The organism is Bordetella bronchialis (assembly GCF_001676705.1).
GTDB lineage: Bacteria > Pseudomonadota > Gammaproteobacteria > Burkholderiales > Burkholderiaceae_B > Bordetella_C > Bordetella_C bronchialis.
In genome coordinates this window covers 4,194,107-4,212,596 of record NZ_CP016170.1, presented here as the reverse complement: position 1 = coordinate 4,212,596, position 18,490 = coordinate 4,194,107, and the positions used below count along the sequence as shown (strand labels likewise).

The following is an 18,490-nucleotide window of genomic DNA, read 5'->3' as shown; positions in this document are numbered from 1 at the left end:
ATGCCGGAAACCCGAAGGAGAGAGCGTGTTCACAAGGCGTAATGCCGCCGCCGCGGCACTGGCCGTTCTGGCGGCGCTGCAGGGATGTGGGCATACCTCGGAGCAGGAGAAATTCGATGCCGCCTGGGCGGACGAGAAGGCGGTCTTGATCCGGCAGATGCTGGCGCCGCGCGGCACGCTGCGGGCGGCGATGTACCGGGGCAGTCCGACGTCCTTCGTGCAGGCCAGTCCCGGCGATCCGCCGCGTGGCGTGGGCTACGAATTGGCCGAGGCCTTCGCCAGACAGCTGGGCGTCCCTTTCGAGCCCAAGGTCTACGCCAGCAATGCGGAGGCCCTGCGGGCAGTCGGTTCCGGCCAGGCGGATTTCATCTTTACCGATGCCACGCCCGAACGGGCGCGTTTCCTGGATTTCTCGCCCACGGTGCTCGACGTGCAAAAGAGCGTGCTCGTGGTCGGCAAATCGCGCCTGAAGACGCTGGATGACTTGCGCAAGCCCGGCCTGCGCATCGGCGTCGGCGCCGGCAGCAGCACCGGCGAGGAGCTGAAGCCGGTTTATCCCAAGGCCAGGCTGGTGCCGGTGGACACCCTGGCCAATGCCGTGGATATGTTGGCGTCGGACAAGATCGATGCATTCGCGACCAACGACGCCGTTCTTTTCGAAATCAGCGGCAAGCTGCCGGGATCCCGCGTGTTGGCCGGCCAGTGGGGCGTGGAGCATTTCGCCGTCGGCGTGCCGAAAGGGCGCCTGGCCGGCGCGCAATGGATCGCCGATTTCGTCCAGAAGGCCGTGGCCGACGGCCTGGTGCAAGGCGCGGCCCAGCGCGCGCGGCTGCGCGGCGGCGCGCAATCGCAGCCCGGATCCCGATCCCGGTCCCAGCAGTCCCAGCCCCAGTCCCAGTCCCCGTCCCGACCCGCATCCCAATCGCTATCGCAACCGCAACCGCTGGCGCATCCCTGATCGGGATCGCGGCCGCGCCCTTACGCCACCGCCATGCCCTCGCGCAATTCGGCGGGCGGCTTGCCCTCGCGGAAGATGTAGCCGGTATGCGGCCCATGGAAGGTCATATTCCGCCCGTCGCCCGCCAGCCAGTCGCCTTCCGGCAGGCCGACCACCGTGGCCGCGGGATTGGCGACCAGGAATTCGGCGATGCGGTCGTTGCGGGTTTCGCCCTGGTGCCCGGGGGGCAGGGCGTTGGTGTAGTGCGGGTTGATCTGGAAGCCGATCAGGCCCAGGGCGTCGAAACCGCCCGGGTCGACGATGGGCATGTCGTTGGTGGTGCACAGCGTGGGGCAGGCCAGGTTGGCGCCGGCGCTCCAGCCGGAGTAGGGCGTGCCCGCCCTGACGCGCTCCGGGATGGCCTGCAGCCAGCCGCGGCGCCGGCATTCGGCCACCAGCTGGAAGGTATTGCCGCCGCCCACCACGATCAGGTCGTAGCGGTCGGCCGTGCCGGCGTCCACGGTATGGGCGCCGGTCAGGGCCAGGCCCAGCGGCGCCAGGCTTTCCCGCACCTTGGCGGTGTAGTCGTCCCAGCTGGCGGTCACGCCGGCGAAGGGCACGAACAGCGTGTTCCGGCGTTCGCCGGCCAGGGCGCGCAAGGGTGCCAGGGCGTGCGTCAGGTAGCTGCCGTCGGAAGACCGGGAGTTGCTGAAAAGAAGCAGTTGCGTGGTCATTGATGGACGAGCTCCGCGACGAGTTTGGCGATAAGGGCGTTGGACAGCAGGGTGGGCAGGCCGCTGGCGCGCCGGGCCGCGGCGCGATGCGCTTCGACGAATCCCATGCAGTCCATCAGCAGCATTTGCGCGCCGCGTTCGCGCAGCGTCCGTGCCGCCTGTTCCACCGCGCGCAGGTCCTGGCCGTAGGGCGAGGCCGCCTCGCATAGCGGCGGCCTGGCCAGCAGGGAAAACTTGCCGGCTTCGCTCGCGGCCTGTTCTTGCAAGGGCAGGATGATACCCACCTGGCGGTCCCCCGCCAATGCGGCGGCGGCCGGCGGCACGATGCGGTCGGGCTCGACCAGCCAGGCTTGCCGCGCGCCCAGGCCGTGGAACTCGCCGGTGCACAGCACCAGGATCACCGTGCAGCCGCTGGCTTCGAGCTCGGCGACCTTGCCGGCCAGGGCGTCCTGCACGGCGGCCTTGTCCAGGATTACCGCATTGCCGTCGAGCAGGCGGGTGACCAGCAGCGGCTGGCCGGGGCGCGGCGCGTAGCGGGCGTCGATTTCCTTGGCCGTCAGGCCGTCCAGCACGCCGGCATGCAGGGTGCGCACGCCGGCCGGCAGCGCGGCCTGCAGGATGGGCGTGATATCGGCGCGAGGCGCCTGCCCTATGGTGATGGTGCCCAGCAAGGGGCTGTCATGCGTCATGCTCGTCTCCATCGTGCCGGCACCGTGCGCGGCGCCATGCCCGCGCATGGATGCGGCCGCTTCATTGGCGCCGCTGCAGGTGCGCCAGCGAACCGTACATCGCCAGCAGCTTTTCGTATTCGTCGTGGTCGTGGAACTTGCAGGTGCCGCGCGTGAATTCCTTGGCGACTTCCACCGCGAAGCGCACCGCGGCGGCGATATCGGCTTCGTCGCTGGCCCCGGTGCCGCACCCGGGCACCACGCTGATCGCCGAGATCGCCACCCCCACCGTGGGCGCCTGCGTGGCCACGGAAGGCTGCAGGATGCTGTTCAGGTGATAGACGCCATTGCCGTAGGGCGTGATGTCCTGCGTGGTGATCGGAAAGGTGACCGCCGGCCTGCCGCTGGTCATCTCCATGATGCGCACCAGGTCTTCCGAGACGCGCAGGATGTAGCCCTGCTTGACGGTGGGCGAGATCGCGTAGCCCTTGTGATTCAGGATGCGGTTGCCCTTGGTCGTGTCGATGGAGAGCACGGCGTCCATTTCCTCCGACACCTCGTTTTCGTTCAAGGTCTCGGTGTCCATGGGCGAGTCCATGAAGTCGACGGGCTCGTGCGGCCGCGTGGGCGCATCGGGGCAGACGTGCGTACTGATGACGACGTCTCCCGGCAGGCGGTCGCCCTGCGTCGCCATGTGGGCCAGCTTGAGCGCCGCCGCCACGGCGGCGACCGCACCGTCGCCGTCCGATACCAGGCCGATGCGGCTGGGCCGCGCGCCGATGCCGCCCAGGCGGCCGACGATGCCCAGCGTGGGGGCGCCGCCGCCCGACTGCTTGCCTTCCGTGCCGCGGATCTCGATGCGCACGAAATCCGTCTTGCCCTTGGGGCCGGAGATCGTCTTGACGGCGACCTGGGCATGGGCGGCATAGGGACGCAGCAGCTCGACCACGGTCTGCCCGCTGGCATGCGCGCTATCGAAGGCTTCGAATACTTTCAGGGTATGGGTAAGGCTCATGTCGGATCTTCCATATGACGCGGGAAACGGCGGCCGGCGCCTATTTCCCCTTGGCCTGATACTGGATCAGGGAATTGAAGAAGCTGTACAGCGCGTCGCCGGCGATGGTGCCGGCGGCGAAGACCTCCAGGCCGCTGCGCACTTTGTCGCCCCACAGGCGCAGCGCCACGACGCGTAGCACGATGCCGGCCAGCACGGCCCAGCCGGCCAGCGGATTGGCGATCAGCAGGCCGGTGGACAGCAGCACGCCCAGCTGGCGGCGCGGGCCGCCCAGCCATTGGATCAACGCGCCGGGAATCGCCCAGATCAGCAACTGCATGGCCACGCCGGGGGCCACGCCGGCCTTGATCGTCGCCACGTATACCGAGGCCACCGGCGGGGTCAGGCCCTGGTCGAAATAACTGTGGAAGCTGAAGTACACCATCGGCATGCTGATGACGAAGGCCAGCATGCCGGCGGCCAGCTGCTGGCGCCGCCCATCCAATTCGAAGGCGGGGTCCGTGCCGTTGCCGCGCAGCAGGTAGCCGGCCTTCAGGTCATAGCCCATATCGGCAAAGGCCGGACCCGTGGCGGCGGCGAAGCCGCACAGGATCACCAGCGCCACCGGCGGGAAGCCGATCAGCATGCCGATCAGCAGGGTAATCAGCGCGACCGCGAAGGCGGGGAACCAGCCCGAATGCATGGCGGCGATGCCCACCAGCAATTCATGCACGAAGGCGGCGAAAGCCGCATACAGCACGAAGCCGACCAGCATGGGCATGGACATGCCCGTGTACAGCCCGCTGCCCAGCGCCAGCAGCGCCGCAAGCACGATGTAGGCCACCGCGCCCAGGCGCAGCGTCCGGCGCATGTCTTCCACCGTGCGGGTGGGGCCGGCCGCGGGTTCGGCTTCCGCCGTCGCGGCGGCGGGCATGGCTTGCGCGCCGGCCGCGCCGGCCGCGGCGCCGCCGGCGTTGGCGATGCCCGCCGGCTTGTCCCCGCGCGATCGGATCTGCGCGATCACCTGTATCAGCGCGACCAGGCCCGCGCCTATCATCAGCCCGTGCGGGATGTACAGGGCGTTGATGTCCCAGCCCATCAGGGGCTTGGCGTAGCCGCGTATGAGCAGGCCGATGCCGAACATCGTGAGCGCCCAGATATTGCCCAGGAAAGCCGTGCCGAAGGCCGACATGGGAATGTGCAGCCACGCGCCCACCAGGCCGACGCCGATGCCGGCCCCCAGCAGGCGCGCCTGGCGTCCGCCGGTGTCGCCGGCCTTGATGGCCTCCGCCGCCGCCACGCCGGGCGGCCATGCGCCGGCGGCGGGAAAGACGCGGCTATCGAATAGCCGGTACAGCAGGTAGCCGTCCAGCAGCATTGCCGCCGCCACCCCGATGAACATGGGCAGTACCAGGTCCGTGCGGCCGAAGAGATACGGGATGGCGATGGGCAGCAGCAGGCTGTTGGCCGCGCCGAAGGTGGCCGACGAAATCGCGCTTTGCGCCAGATTCTGTTCGTGTATCGAACGGAAGCGCCGGAACAGCGCCAGCGGCACGCGCGCCAGGATCATGGCGACCAGCGCGCCGATGATGGAGGTGTTCGGCGTGACGCCCAGCGACACCAGGAGCTGGATGCCGATGATGGCGCCGAACACGCTGAGCAATGCCAGCAGCACGAATGTGCCGCCGCTGAAGGCGCGTGGATGCGAAACGGGATGCTGCATGGGTGTTCCCCTTGTTTTTTCACTGGTGGGCGGCGCTCGCCGGCGCCATGGTTTGCCAAAATGCATCGCCGGCCGCGCGGCCGATGGCGGCGACATGGCCCACCAGGCGGTGGGCCAGCGCGTCGACGAAACCGGGCCGGTCCAGCGACGCGGGAAAACTCAGGCAGAAGGCCAGCGTTTCGCCGCTCTGCGGATCGCTCACCGTGGCGCTGACCGAGCCGACGCCGGCCAGGCTTTCGTCCAGCGCCCACGCCCATCCCCGCTGGCGTATCTCGCGCAGTTGCGCGGCCAGCGCGCCGGGGTTGGCGGGCGCGTGCGGCAGCACCGCGGCCCGCGCATCGCCGGCGGCCGGATGCGCGTGGCGCGCGCTGTCATCATCCAGCCGCGCCAGCAGGGCGCGGCCGGTGGAGCTCGCATAGGCGGGCAGGCGATGGCCGGGTTGCGTCACCACGCGCAGGGGATGCGAGCCGTGGAAGGCGCGTACCACGACGACGTCGCGGCCGTTCTTGTCCAGTACGGAGATATACCCCGTGTAGCCGGTCTCCGCGACCAGGGATTCCAGGGCTTCCTCCAGGCGCCGGATCAAGGGCGTGCTGCCGCGCGCCTGGTGGGCGACCTCCAGCAGCAGCAGGGCCGGACGGTACTTGAGCGTGGCGGCGTCGCGCTCCAGCAGGCCGCTTTCCAGCATCTGTTTCAGCAGGCGCGAGGCCGAGCTCTTGGGCAGCGCCAGGTGGGCCACGACGTCCGTGACGCTGACCTCGCCGCCGTGCTGCGCCAGCACGCGCAACACGCGTGTCGCGTTATCCAGTACGCTCATCGGGTAGGTTCCAAAATATGGAACTAGGTATCAATAAATGGGATTCGCGCATTCTAGCGCGGCGGACGGGCCGGCGCTGTGCGGACTTTCCCTCGGTCGTTGCGGTGCACCATCGAAGTGCGGGAAACGCCGCATTCTCCAATCAGCAAGCCGACCGGCGCCAAGCCTCGTAACATCGTCATCCTGGCGCACACCCGTCCGGGCGGACGGGCAGGGCGGGCCTGCGGCCAGCCGCCAGTGCGCCCGCTGCCATGCCTGCCAGGAGATCGCGACGATGAAGCACGAACTGAAGATTTCTTCGATGAAGGACAAATGCTCCGAAGCGGAGTGGGAAGCCCGCGTGGACCTGGCGGCCTGTTACCGCCTGGTCGCGCACTACGGCATGTCGGACATGATCGCCAACCATATCTCGCTGCGCGTGCCCGGCGAGCCGGGGGCCTTCCTGATCAATGCCTACGGCCTGCTCTATGAAGAAATCACGGCATCCAGCCTGCTGAAGATCGACCATGACGGCAACATCCTGAGCAAGCCCGATTTCGGTCCGAACTTTTCCTACGGCGTGAACAAGGCCGGCTTCGTCATCCACAGCGCGGTCCACGAAAAGCGTCCCGAGGTCGACTGTGTCATCCACACCCATACCTGGGCCGGCATGGCCGTGTCGTCGCTGGCCTGCGGCCTCTTGCCGCTGAACCAGACCGCCATGCGTTTCGCCAAGATCGGCTATCACGACTACGAAGGCGTGGTGCTGGACCTGAGCGAGCAGGAATCCCTGTGCCGCGACCTGGGCCAGAACGAGGCCCTGATCCTGCGCAATCATGGCCTGCTGACGGTGGGACGCACCATCGGCGAAGCGTTCAACTGGATGCACCGCCTGGAATTGTCCTGCCGCGCGCAGCTGGCCGCGATGGCCTGCAACGCGCCGCTGAACCCGGTATCCCGGCAAGTCGTGGAGGCCACCTGGAACCAGTACCAGCCTGGCACGCGGCGTCCGTACGGCCAGATGGAATGGCCCGCGCTGCTGCGCCTGGCGGACCGCCTGGATCCCTCGTACCGCACATAACGATTTTTTCAAGCAGTAAGTTCGGAGACTTCAATGAAGCAGTTCAAAGGCGCTGTGAAAGCGCTGGGGATGGTTATTGCCCTGGGTCTGGGCACGCATGCCGGGATCGCGGCCGCTGCGGGCTATCCCGACAAGCCCATCCGGCTGGTCGTGCCCTATCCGCCCGGCGGCAATCTGGACATCACCACGCGCGCCATCACCACCGCCATGGCGCGCCACCTGAAGCAGTCCATCGTGGTGGAGAACCTCGGCGGGGCCGGGGGCTCCATCGGCGCGGGCAACGTCGCGCGTGCCGCGCCGGACGGCTATACCGTGCTGTCCACCACCATCGTGCCGCTGGTGGTCAACCCCACGCTGGTGCCGGGCACCAAAGTCAGGCTGGGCGATTTCGACCCCGTCGGCATGCTGGCCGTGGTGCCTTCCGTGCTGGAGGTCAACGCCAAGAACAAGCAGGGCATCAAGGACTTCAAGGGCTTCATCGCCTATGCCAAGGCCCACCCGGGCGAGCTGGCCGTGGCGCATTCCGGCACGGGCACGACCAACCACATCGCGGAACTGCTGCTGGAACAGGACTTCGGCATCAAGCTCAATCCCATTCCCTACAAGGGTTCGGCGCCGGCGCTGGCGGATCTGCTGGGCAACCAGGTCGACGGCATGGTGGACCAGCTGACCAGCTCCCAGCCGCAGATCCAGAACGGCGCCTTGACGGCGCTGGCGGTGACCTCGGCCAAGCGCGTCGCGCAATTGCCGGACGTGCCGACCGTGGCCGAATTGGGCAAGCCCGATTTCGAGATGGTCACCTATTCGGCGTTGATGACGCCCAAGGGAACGCCGAAGGAAGTGCGCCAGGTCCTGAACGATGCCCTGGCCAAAGCCGTCGCCGACCCCGAAGTGCAGAAGCAGCTGGCCAACATCGGCTCGGAAGTGGTGCCCTCCACCATCGACCAGGCCGCGCAGATCTTCGCCAAGGAAGAAGCCAAGCTGCAGCCGCTGCTGACGTCCGGCGTGTTGAAGCCCGAGAACGCGCGCTGATCGTCGCCGCGCGCCCCGCCAACCCGATAACCGCGAACCAGACATGACCAGACCCTGTTTGCCGCCCCACGCCGAGTCCACACCGGTGCGCTATGCCGTACCGCGTGGCGCCTGCGACTCGCACGCCCATGTATTCGGTCCCTACGCGCAGTTTCCGCTGAGCGAGGACCGCAGCTACACCCCGCCGGAGAACGGCGCCGAGCGTTTCATCGCCCACCTGGACCGCCTGGGCCTGACCCGCGGCGTGCTGGTGACGGCGAGCGCGCAGGGGGATGACAACCGCAATGTCCTGCAGGCCCTGCGTGCCTATCCCGACCGGCTGCGGGCGGTGGCGGTGATACGCGGCGATATCGCGGACAAGGACCTGGACGCCCTGGCCGAACAGGGGGTGCGCGGGGCGCGCTTCAATCTGTACAAGCATGACGGCAAGGCGGTCTACCGCAATGGCGTCGGCATCGACGACTTCGTCGCGCTGGCGCCGCGCCTGAAGGCGCGCGGCATGCACGCGCAGATCTGGATCCACGCGCCGGACCTGCCGGACATGGCCCCCACGCTGTTGCAGTCGGGCGTCACCCTGGTGGTCGACCACCAGGGCCGCATGAACGCCTCGCGCGGCGTCGGCGACGCGGGCTTCCAGTTCCTGTGCAAGCTGCTGGCCGAAGGCAAGGCCTGGACCAAGATTTCCGGCGCGGACCGCAATACCGCGGCGGGCTCGCCGTTCCCGGACATCGCGCCCTTCGCCACGTCGCTGCTCAAGGCCAACAGCGAGCAGATCGTGTGGGGCACGGATTGGCCGCACATCAACTATTACGACCCGGCCCATGTGCCGGACGATGGCATCCTGTTGAACCTGCTGGCGGACTGGATGCCGGACGAGGCCACGCGCAAGCGCGTGCTGGTGGACAATCCGGCGCGGCTGTACGGGTTCGGGGCGGTTTGACCCCGGCGTGCGGTGGCTGGGCGGAAGGCAGCAGGAGTCGAACCTACGTGGGAACGTCTGACGTCCCCAACCGGGTTTGAAGCCCGGCCGTGCCACCGGACACGGATGCCTTCCGAATGATGAGCATTGTAGGGGATAGCGGCCTTGCCGGCCGGCGCTCAGTCCGCCGGGGGGCCGTAGGGACGCGCGCCGCCGTCGGTGCGCAACACGTGCACGTCGCGCAGGCGGCGCGTGTAGCCGACGCGATCGAAGAATTCCAGTATCTGTATGGCGCGCTTGCGGCCCAGTCCGGTCGCATCGCGGAAGCGGGCGGCGTTCACGCCATCGCGGGCCAGCCCGGCGATCAAGGCGGCCAGTTCCCGCACGCTGGACTGGTGATAGAACAGATCCGGCACGATCTGCGCGACATCGCCGCGGCGCAATAGCTTGCGCAGCGTCTTGCGCACCCGGTCTTCCGGCACGCCCAGCCCGCGCGCCAGGTCGCGCACCCATGGCGGATCGTAGCGGCCCGCATGCAAAAGCGGCAGCAGGCGTTGCGCCAGTTCTTCTTCCTCGGCTTCCAGCTGGACGGCATGGCCGGCCAGGTGCAGCCAGGGGCCGTTGCGTGCGATGGTGCCGTCCTGCAGCAGGTCGGCGACCAGGGCCTGCCAGGGCGCTTCATCGAGCGCGGGCAAGGCCATGCGGCGCAGGCGGGCGCCGTCTGCGCCCGGTTCGTCCGGCGCATCCCGATGCAGCCGTTCCAGGGCGGCGTGTACCGACGCGCGCAGGCCTTCCCAGTGGGCCCGCAAGATCAGCGTACGCGGCGCGGCGCCGCCGCGCGAGGGGATCCACAGGGCGTCTTCCGGCAAGGGCAAATCCGCCGATGGACGCCCGGTCAGGCGCATCAGCATGTTTTCGTCCAAGCCCAGGCGGGCCTGCGCGAGCAGCGCATCCAGGCCGCCGCCATCGAGCATATGCGCGATCGCGGACAGCCATGCGGCGCGCTGCGGCGTGCGGCGCCGGCGGTCCGGCGCGTCGGGATCCAGGACGCGCCCGCCGCCCAGCGTCTGGCTGGCTTGCGCGTTGCGGACGATGTAGCGGTCGCCCGGCATGGCGCAGACCGGCGTGTCGAAGACGAGCTGCGCGCGCCCTGTCGCGCCCGGCGGCAGCCTCTCCGCGGACAAGGGCACGACGTGCGCCATGTGGTGGGCGGCGCCCAGGTGTACGTGCACGGGCAGCCAGGTCGTCAGGGCCGTATCGGCGGACGGCAGCACCCGCACGTCCACGTCGACGTGCCGCGCGGGCTGGAAACAGCGGGGATCGGCGATCCAGTCGCCGCGGGCGATCGCCGACTTGTCGATGCCGGCCAGGTTCAGCGCGCAGCGCTGGCCGGCATGGCCGGCCTGGCTGGGCCGGTTCTGCGCGTGGATACCGCGTATGCGCACGGGGATGCCGGCCGGCATCAGCACCGGTGCGCCGGCCGCATCCGGTCCCGCGTCGGCGCCCCCGGCCCGCACGCGCCCGGCGTGCACGGTACCGGTGACGACGGTGCCCTGGCCGGCCAGGGTGAAGACGCGGTCTACGGCCAGCCTGAACAGGCCGTCATCCGGCCGCGCGGCCAAGGTGGCCGCCGCGTTCTCCAGGCAGGCCCGCAAGGCGCGCGTGCCCAGGTCGGCGCCGGCCGTCGCGTTGACGGCGAATACCGGCGCCTCGGCCAGGAAGGTGCCGGCCGCCAGGGCCTGGACCTCCGCGCGCACCGCCCGCAGGCGTTCGGCGTCCACGCGGTCCACCTTGGTGATCGCGATCGCGCCGTGGCGCACGCCCAGCAATTGCAGGATGGCTAGATGTTCGCGGGTCTGCGGCATCGTGCCGTCGTCGGCGGCGATGACCAGCAGACCGAAGTCGATGCCGCCCGCGCCGGCGGCCATGGTGTGCACCAGCTTTTCATGGCCGGGCACGTCGATATAGCCCAGCACGTCGCCATTGGGCAGCGGCGTGTAGGCATATCCGAGCTCGATGGAAATGCCGCGCGCTTTTTCTTCCTTCAGGCGGTCGGTATCCACGCCCGTCAGGGCGCGGACCAGCGTGGTCTTGCCATGGTCGATATGGCCCGCGGTACCGACGATCATGCCAACGGCGCTTCCAGCTGCGCCAGGAAGGCGGCTTCGTCGCCGGGCTCCAGGCAACGCAGGTCCAGCCACAAGGCGTTGTCGCCGATGCGGCCGATCACGGGGCGCGGCAGGCGGCGCAAGGCGGCCTCCAGCTTTTCCAGCGCGCGGCCGGGGCGCCCCGTGCCGGCATGCCGGATCGCGTAGCCATGGCTGGGCAATCGGTCCACCGGCAGGGCGCCGCTGCCGATCTGGCTGGCCATGGCGGCGGCTTCGACGACATAGCCGCTGCCCACGGCATGCCGCAGGCGCGGCAGCATGCGCTCCGCTTGTTCGCGCATGCTGGCGGCCGGACGGGTCAGCAGGCGCAGGGTCGTGAGCCGGTCGGCCAGCAGTTCGGGGGCGCGGTACAGCGCCAGCACCGGTTCCAGCGCGGCCAGCGTCAGCTTGCCCACCCGCAAGGCGCGCTTCAAGGGGTTCTTCTTGATCTTGCGGATCAGGTCGGCGCGGCCGACGATCAGGCCGGCTTGCGGACCGCCCAGCAGCTTGTCGCCGCTGAAAGTGACCAGGTCGGCGCCGGCCGCCACGGTCTCCCGCACGGTGTCCTCGCGGGGCAGGCCCCAGCGCGACAGGTCCAGCAGCGTGCCGCTGCCCAGGTCCACCGCCGTCGGCAGGCCGGCCTTGCCGGCGATGCGGGCCACCTGGCCTACGTCGACGCTCCGGGTGAAGCCGGTGACGGCGTAGTTGCTGCAATGCACCTTCATCAGCATGGCGGTGCGCGGTCCGATGGCGGCTTCGTAGTCGGCGGGATGGGTGCGATTGGTGGTGCCGATCTCCACCAGCCTGGCGCCGGCCCGCTTCATGACATCGGGGATGCGGAAAGCGCCGCCGATTTCAACCAATTCGCCGCGCGACACCACGACTTCGCGCCGGTCGGCCAGCGAGTTCAGCATCAGCAGCACCGCGGCGGCATTGTTGTTGACGACGGTGGCGGCTTCGGCGCCGGTGAGTTCGCGCAGCAGGCCTTCGACCAGGTCGTCGCGATCGCCCCGGCCGCCGCTGTCCAGGTCGAATTCCAGGTTGGCCGGCGCCGTCAGCGCGCGCACCACCGCCGCCACCGCTTCATCGGGCAGCAGCGCGCGGCCCAGGTTGGTATGCAGCACGGTGCCGGTCAGATTGAACACGGCACGCAAGCGGGGGCGCGCCGCGGCCTCCAGGGCGGCTTGCACCTGGGCGGCGACCGTTTCGGCGACGATCGAGGCACCGGGCAGGGTACCGGCAAGCGCCGCCTGCCGCAGCGTATCCAGGTGCGACCGCAGCGCGGCCACCAGCTGCGTGCGCCCGTATCGCGGCGCCAGCGCGGCCAGGGCCGGCGCATTGAGCAGCCGGTCCAGCGACGGTATGTCGGCCGCGCGGGCCAGGGCGCCGGGTTCGCCGGGCATGGCATCGCTCGTCGCCGCTTGCCGGGGCTGCCCGGCCATCTGTCCGGCCATGCGTGTTCCTTATTCCTCTTCCTGCCACAGCAAGGGGTTGCCGCTGGCCCGGCTGTAGTCCGCTTCACCCATCAGGACATCCAGCACCAGGCTGGCCAGGTCGTCCGCCACCGGTTCGACCCGTACATCCTTTTCCTGGTAGAAGATCTTGCGGTAGGTGCGGCAGCGGTCGCAGGATTCCGCCTTGATCGCTTCCGGTCCGCCTTCCACGCCGTGGTACGCGATGCCTTCGGTGGATTCGCAATGCGAGCACTTCACGCGCACCATATGCCATTCCGCCGCGCACAGCGAGCAGCACAGGTAGCGATAGCCCTGGTATTGGCCGCCGATGCGCACCACGCTGGCCACCGGCAGGCTGCCGCATAGCGGGCAGACGCCGAAGGGGCTGACTACCGGCAACTGGGCGGCATCGAAGCGCGTCGCCATGTCCGTCCAGACTACCTGCAAGGCGCCCATGACGAAGGGCGCCGCGGCGCCGTCGATGCCGTCCTGGCTTTCCGCCAGCACGGCATCCGCCAGCTGCTCGATCGCGGCGGGGTCTTCATCCAGCGCGCGGCGGAGCGCGCCGCATGCCTGCACGGCCTCCGGCGGGACCGCGGGCGCGGCCGCCACGTCGTCCAGCAGCCGGCGCAGCACGTCGCGCCAGGCGGAATCGCGCGGCCAACCCATTGCTTGCAGGGGCGGCATGCCGTGCGCCTGCGCCAGGCCGATACGCTCGGCGGAAGGCGCGGGCGTCGCGCAATCGGCCAGGGCACGCTGCTGGGCGTCGGCCAGCGTGGCCATCAGCGCCAGATAGTCGCCCACCGGGCTGTCTTCGGCCAACTGCCGCAGCCGCGCCGCGCGATCGGCGAACACGCTGTCCCGCGCGGGCAGCCGCAGCCGCGGCAAGGCGTTGTGGTCCAGCGCCTCGATCTCGCCGCGTTGAAGAATACGTTGCAAAACAACCTCCGATGAAGAACTTCCGGCACGGCCGGCTGTGGCGCTCGCGCGGCCGGCCCGGCCGCAATGTGCACCGTACCGCACGGCCATCGTCATCGCACCGTACCGCCACCGGCCATCGTCGTCCGGCATCGACAGCAAACGGATGACAAAACGGCTGCCCCGGGGATGACGCCGGGACAGCCGCCGGTCGGCCTGGATCAGCCCGCCGCTATTTGCCCGCCGGCTCCTTGCGGATATCGCGGAACCAGGCGCGGTGATGCTTCCAGGCCCAACCCCAGGTGACGGTGCCGCGCACCATCGCGCCGAAGGAGCCCTTGACCCAGATGGCGGCGTAGATATGCACAATGATCGCGCAAATCATCACCAGACCACAAATCGCGTGGACGACCGAGGCCGCGCGGATAACCCCGATGGGGAAATAGAAGGAAAAATACTGCCGCCAGATGACGATGCCGCTCAGCAGCAGCCCGATCATGCAGGCGATCAGCACGTAGTACAGCAGCTTCTGGCCGGCGTTGTAGCGGCCGACCTCGGGCAGGCGGTCTTCCCGGTTGTTGACCACATCGCGGCCGCGCCTGAGCCATTCGCGGTCGCGCGCGTCCATCTTGTTGTGCCGCCACATGTGCGCCGCGAACAGCGCGAAGCACAGGAACATGACGATACCGACGAAGGGATGCAGGATGCGCGTCCACGGGCCGCCGCCGAACAGATTGGTCAACCAGAACATCGCGGGATGGAACAGCGCCAGCCCGGACAGCGCCAGCAGCACGAAGGTGATGGCGATAAGCCAGTGGTTCGTGCGCTGGCCCGGTGTATAGCGCTCGATCAGGCGATGGCCGTCCCGTACGGATTCATGGTCTTTCATGAGGCGCCTCCTGTCCGGTGCCTGTCCTGCCACGCTGCGCGTCACTGTCCTGCGCGGGCATGGATTCGGCGTTGCGTTCGTCTTCCTCGGTGACTTCGTTCGGCCCCACGCGGATGTAATGGAAGAAGCCGGCCAGCGCCGTCAGGGCGACCGCGGCCAATCCCAGGGGCTTGGCGATCCCTTTCCATAGCGCCACCATGGGGCTGATGGAGGGATTGTCCGGCAGGCCGTGATACAGGCCGGGCTGGTCGGCGTGATGCAGCACGTACATGACGTGCGTACCGCCCACCCCCGCCGGGTCGTACAGGCCGGCCTGGTCGAAGCCGCGGGATTTCAGGTCCTCGATGCGTTCGGCGGCGTGCTGCTTCATGTCCTCTTTGGTGCCGAAGACGATGGCGCCGGTGGGACAGGTCTTCACGCAGGCCGGCTCCTGGCCGACGGCCACGCGGTCGGAACACAGCGTGCACTTGTAGGCCTTGTGGTCCTGCTTGGAAATGCGCGGCACGTTGAACGGGCACCCGGTAATGCAGTAGCCGCAGCCTATGCAGTTTTCCTCGTGGAAGTCCACGATGCCATTGGTGTACTGCACGATGGCGCCCGGCGACGGACAGGCCTTCAGGCAGCCCGGGTCCTCGCAATGCATGCAGCCGTCCTTGCGGATCAGCCACTCCAGGTCACCCTTGGGATTCTCGTATTCCGAGAAGCGCATGACGGTCCAGGAATGTTCCGTCAGGTCCGCGGGGTTGTCGTAGACGCCGACGGCCTCGCCCACCACGTCGCGCAGGTCGTTCCACTCCATACAGGCGCTCTGGCAGGCCTTGCAGCCTATGCACTTGCTGACGTCGATCAGCTTGGCGACGCTGCCGGTGACCGGTTCACGGACACCCGGGGGCGGCGTGGTGGTGGCCGAGCGGCGTTTGATATCCAGGGATTGCATACTCATCGCTCGCTCCTAGGCTCTTTCCACCTTCACCAGGAAGGACTTGAATTCCGGTGTCTGCGAATTGCCGTCGCCCACGAAAGGCGTCAGCGTGTTCGCCAGATAGCCGGGCTTGGCGAGGCCGACGAAACCCCAGTGTATGGGGATGCCCACGTGATGGACGGGTTTGCCTTCCACCTGCATGGGCCGTATCCGCTTGGTGACCAGCGCCACGGCGGTGATGTGCCCGCGGTTGGAGGACACCTTGACCCGCGTCCCGTTGGCGATGCCCAGTTCCTTGGCCATGGCCTCGCCGATTTCCACGAACTGCTCCGGTTGCAGGACCGCGTTGATGTGGCAATGCTTGGTCCAGTAGTGGAAATGCTCCGTCAGGCGATAGGTGGTGGCCACATAGGGGAATTTGTCCACCGTTCCCATGGCCGCCAGGTCGTCCTTGAACACGCGCGCCGCCGGGTTGCTGGTCACGCCCTTGGCCTGCGGATGCAGGGGGTTGTAGCCCAGCGGGTTCTCGAAGGGTTCGTAGTGTTCGGGGAAGGGGCCTTCGGCCAGGCCGTTGCGCGAGAAGAAGCGCGCCACGCCCTCCGGATTCATGATGAAGGGTCCCATGCCGCCGGCGGGATTCTCGTCCAGCTTGAAGTCGGGCACGTCGGCGCCCACCCAGGCCTTGCCGTTCCAGGACACCAGGTTGCGCCGCGGGTTGAACGGCTTGCCCGAGGGGTCGCAGGAGGCGCGGTTGTACAGCACGCGGCGGTTGGCCGGCCAGGCCCAGGCCCAGTTCAGCGTCTGGCCGATGCCGGTCGGATCGCTGTTGTCGCGCCGCGCCATCAGGTTGCCTTCCGGCCCCCAGGCGCCCGCGAAGATCCAGCAGCCGCTGGACGTGCTGCCGTCATCGCGCAGCTCGGCGAAGCTGGCCAGCTGGTCGCCCGCCCGCCGCAGGATGCGCGAGGGGTCCTTGGGGTCGGCCAGGTCGGTCACGGCCTTGCCGGTGTATTCCTTGGCCAGTTCCTCTGCGGTGGGGCTTTCCGGATCGGCGTAGGGCCAGGCCAGGTTGACGATGGGATCCGGGTACTTGCCCCCTTCCTGCTGGTACATCCTGCGCAGGCGGGTGAACAGCAGCGACATGATTTCGATGTCGCTCTTGGCCTCGCCCGGCGGCTCGGCGCCTTTCCAGTGCCATTGCAGCCAGCGCCCCGAATTGACCAGCGCGCCGTTTTCCTCGGCGAAACAGGTGGTGGGCAGGCGGAAGACCTCGGTCTGGATCTTCGACGGATCCACATCGTTGTGATCGCCGAAATTGCGCCAGAATTCGGAAGTCTCCGTGACCAGCGGATCCATGATGACCAGCCACTTCAGCTTGGAGAAGCCCTGGATCAGCTTGCCCTTGTTCGGCGCAGCGGCCAGGGGATTGAAGCCCTGGGCGATGTAGCCGTTCATCTTGCCCTGGTTCATCAGCTCGTAGACCTGCAGCATGTCGTAGAGCCGGTCCAGCTTGGGCAGGTAATCGAACCCCCAGTTGTTTTCCGCGGTCGCGGCCGGGCCCCACCAGGCCTTCATCAGGCTGACGTGGAACTTGCGGTAGTTCTGCCAGTAGCTAAGCTGGTTGGGCCGCAGCGGTTTCAGCGCGCGCTTGCCGATGTATTGCTCGAAGTCCTGTTCGCTTTCCACCGGCAGCGTCAGGTAGCCCGGCAGCAGGTTGGACATCAGCCCCAGGTCGGTCAGCCCCTGGATATTGGAGTGGCCGCGCAGGGCGTTCATCCCGCCGCCGGATATGCCGATATTGCCCAGGAGCAGCTGCACCATGGCGCCGGTGCGTATCATCTGCGAGCCCACCGAATGCTGGGTCCAGCCCAGGGCATACATGATGGTCGCCGCGCGGCCCGCCGTGGCGGTGCTGGCCAGCATTTCGCACACCTTCAGGAACTTGTCCCTGGGCGTGCCGCAGACACGCTCGACCATTTCCGGCGTATAGCGCGAGTAATGCTGCTTCATCAGCTGATAGACGCAGCGCGGATCCTGTAGGGTGGGATCGGTCTTGACGTAGCCGTCCTCGCCCCGCTCGTAATCCCAGGTGGACTGGTCGTAGTTGCGCTTGTCGGGGTTGTAGCCCGAATACAGCCCGGCCTCGAACGTGAAGTCCGAACGGACGATGAAGGACATGTCCGTATAGTTGCGGACGTAGTCGTGATGGATCTTGTCGTTGGCGATCAGATAGTTGATGACGCCGCCCAGGAACAGGATATCCGTGCCGGTACGTATGGGCGCGTAGAAATCCGCCACGGACGCCGAGCGGTTGAAGCGCGGATCCACGACGATAAGCCTGGCCTTGTTATGGGCCTTGGCTTCGGTCACCCACTTGAAACCGCAGGGGTGGGCTTCGGCGGCGTTGCCGCCCATGATGAGAATGATGTCCGCGTTCTTGATGTCGACCCAATGGTTCGTCATCGCGCCACGGCCGAACGTCGGGGCAAGACCTGCCACCGTCGGGCCATGTCAGACACGAGCCTGGTTGTCGAACGCCAGCATCCCCATGCTGCGCACGGTCTTGTGCGTGATGTAGCCGACCTCGTTGCTGCTGGCAGAGGCGGCCAGCATGCCGGTGGTCAGCCAGCGGTTGACCGTCTTGCCGTCCGCCGTTTTTTCGACGAAGTTGGCGTCGCGGTCCTGCTTCATCAGCCTGGTGATGCGCGTCAGCGCTTCGTCCCAGGAAATCCGCTGCCACTTGTCCGAGCCCGGCGCGCGGTACTCCGGGTACTTCAGGCGGTTGGGGCTGTGGATGAAATCGATCAGGGCGGCGCCCTTGGGACAGAGCGTCCCGCGATTGACGGGGTGGTCGGGATCGCCTTCGATGTGGATGATGCTGGATGTGGCGTTCTTGGCGCCGTCGCCAAGCCCGTACATCAGGATCCCGCAAGCCACCGAGCAATAAGGACAGGTGTTGCGGGTTTCAGTGGTGCGCGCGAGCTTGTATTGGCGGACTTCCGCCATGGCCTGCCGGGGCGCGGCCCCGAGCAATGCCAGGCTGGACCCCGCCAGCGTCGCGCCGGTCACCTTGAAAAACTGGCGCCGGTTCATGTTGACCATGGGGCTCTCCCTTTTGATTGTGTGCAGCAAAACCGTCTGCATGATCATTGCGAGGCTCTTGTGAAGCCGCGACCGCGTTGCAGCATACGGCTGGGCACGGCCGCCGTCAACGCGTGCCGGGCGTGGCGCGCGCTGGAGGCCCGGCGTGGCGAGCGGAACGGGATCCGCCGCGGGATG

General features: G+C 68.0%; 15 protein-coding genes and 1 tRNA gene. 4 read left to right on the top strand and 12 right to left on the bottom strand.

The annotated features are described in order from the left end of the window. The first annotated feature begins 25 nt into the window (after window positions 1-25). Window positions 26-958 carry a transporter substrate-binding domain-containing protein gene (locus tag BAU06_RS18575; protein ID WP_066353380.1) on the top strand — a complete coding sequence of 311 codons (933 nt, stop codon included), beginning with the start codon at window positions 26-28 and terminating at the stop codon, window positions 956-958. Between the two features lie 20 nt (window positions 959-978). Here BAU06_RS18575 and pepE read toward each other — a convergent pair whose 3' ends face one another. The 5 genes from pepE to BAU06_RS18550 form a co-directional block, all read right to left on the bottom strand. Then, the gene (gene pepE / locus BAU06_RS18570; protein WP_066353378.1) at window positions 979-1,671 is read right to left on the bottom strand and encodes a dipeptidase PepE; all 693 of its coding nucleotides are present in this window, start codon (window positions 1,669-1,671) and stop codon (window positions 979-981) included. Then, window positions 1,668-2,360 carry an AroM family protein gene (locus BAU06_RS18565; RefSeq protein WP_066353376.1) on the bottom strand — a complete coding sequence of 231 codons (693 nt, stop codon included), beginning with the start codon at window positions 2,358-2,360 and terminating at the stop codon, window positions 1,668-1,670. The genes pepE and BAU06_RS18565 overlap by 4 nt, the downstream gene beginning before the upstream one ends. 61 nt (window positions 2,361-2,421) lie before the next feature. Continuing rightward, window positions 2,422-3,354, bottom strand: coding sequence for a DUF1177 domain-containing protein (locus tag BAU06_RS18560; RefSeq protein WP_066353374.1), 933 nt, complete (start codon window positions 3,352-3,354; stop codon window positions 2,422-2,424). 40 nt (window positions 3,355-3,394) lie between these two features. Beyond that, window positions 3,395-5,056 (bottom strand): OPT/YSL family transporter, encoded by a 1,662-nt coding sequence (locus BAU06_RS18555; protein ID WP_066353373.1) that lies wholly within the window; start codon window positions 5,054-5,056, stop codon window positions 3,395-3,397. A 19-nt stretch (window positions 5,057-5,075) separates the two neighbouring features. After that, complete coding sequence (locus BAU06_RS18550; protein WP_066353367.1) at window positions 5,076-5,873, bottom strand: IclR family transcriptional regulator; 798 nt, start codon at window positions 5,871-5,873, stop codon at window positions 5,076-5,078. A gap of 274 nt (window positions 5,874-6,147) precedes the next feature. On the opposite strand from BAU06_RS18550, the gene BAU06_RS18545 reads away from it, so the two are divergent. The 3 genes from BAU06_RS18545 to BAU06_RS18535 are packed head-to-tail and all read left to right on the top strand — an operon-like array spanning window position 6,148 to window position 8,905. Then, complete coding sequence (locus BAU06_RS18545) at window positions 6,148-6,933, top strand: class II aldolase/adducin family protein (protein ID WP_066353366.1); 786 nt, start codon at window positions 6,148-6,150, stop codon at window positions 6,931-6,933. Between the two features lie 33 nt (window positions 6,934-6,966). Further along, on the top strand, window positions 6,967-7,965 hold the full coding sequence (locus BAU06_RS18540) for a Bug family tripartite tricarboxylate transporter substrate binding protein (protein WP_066353364.1): 999 nt from the start codon (window positions 6,967-6,969) through the stop codon (window positions 7,963-7,965). Window positions 7,966-8,008: 43 nt separating this feature from the next. Beyond that, window positions 8,009-8,905, top strand: coding sequence for an amidohydrolase family protein (locus BAU06_RS18535; RefSeq protein ID WP_066353359.1), 897 nt, complete (start codon window positions 8,009-8,011; stop codon window positions 8,903-8,905). A gap of 21 nt (window positions 8,906-8,926) precedes the next feature. On the opposite strand, the gene BAU06_RS18530 is transcribed toward BAU06_RS18535, so the two are convergent. The 7 genes from BAU06_RS18530 to fdnG all read right to left on the bottom strand — a co-directional run bounded on the left by BAU06_RS18530 (window position 8,927) and on the right by fdnG (window position 18,313). After that, window positions 8,927-9,019, bottom strand: a tRNA-Sec gene (locus BAU06_RS18530). A gap of 44 nt (window positions 9,020-9,063) precedes the next feature. Then, window positions 9,064-11,013: a selenocysteine-specific translation elongation factor gene (selB, locus tag BAU06_RS18525; protein WP_066353357.1), complete on the bottom strand. Its 1,950-nt coding sequence runs from the start codon at window positions 11,011-11,013 to the stop codon at window positions 9,064-9,066. Next, on the bottom strand, window positions 11,010-12,434 hold the full coding sequence (gene selA / locus BAU06_RS18520; protein ID WP_066359350.1) for an L-seryl-tRNA(Sec) selenium transferase: 1,425 nt from the start codon (window positions 12,432-12,434) through the stop codon (window positions 11,010-11,012). Before selA ends, selB begins: the two co-directional genes overlap by 4 nt. A 60-nt stretch (window positions 12,435-12,494) precedes the next feature. After that, window positions 12,495-13,424 carry a formate dehydrogenase accessory protein FdhE gene (gene fdhE, locus BAU06_RS18515; RefSeq protein WP_066353354.1) on the bottom strand — a complete coding sequence of 310 codons (930 nt, stop codon included), beginning with the start codon at window positions 13,422-13,424 and terminating at the stop codon, window positions 12,495-12,497. Between the two features lie 211 nt (window positions 13,425-13,635). After that, complete coding sequence (locus tag BAU06_RS18510) at window positions 13,636-14,292, bottom strand: formate dehydrogenase subunit gamma (RefSeq protein WP_066353350.1); 657 nt, start codon at window positions 14,290-14,292, stop codon at window positions 13,636-13,638. Beyond that, on the bottom strand, window positions 14,279-15,235 hold the full coding sequence (fdxH, locus tag BAU06_RS18505) for a formate dehydrogenase subunit beta (RefSeq protein WP_066353348.1): 957 nt from the start codon (window positions 15,233-15,235) through the stop codon (window positions 14,279-14,281). Before fdxH ends, BAU06_RS18510 begins: the two co-directional genes overlap by 14 nt. 9 nt (window positions 15,236-15,244) lie before the next feature. Then, window positions 15,245-18,313: a formate dehydrogenase-N subunit alpha gene (fdnG, locus tag BAU06_RS18500; protein WP_156770279.1), complete on the bottom strand. Its 3,069-nt coding sequence runs from the start codon at window positions 18,311-18,313 to the stop codon at window positions 15,245-15,247. Between the last annotated feature and the right edge of the window lie 177 nt (window positions 18,314-18,490).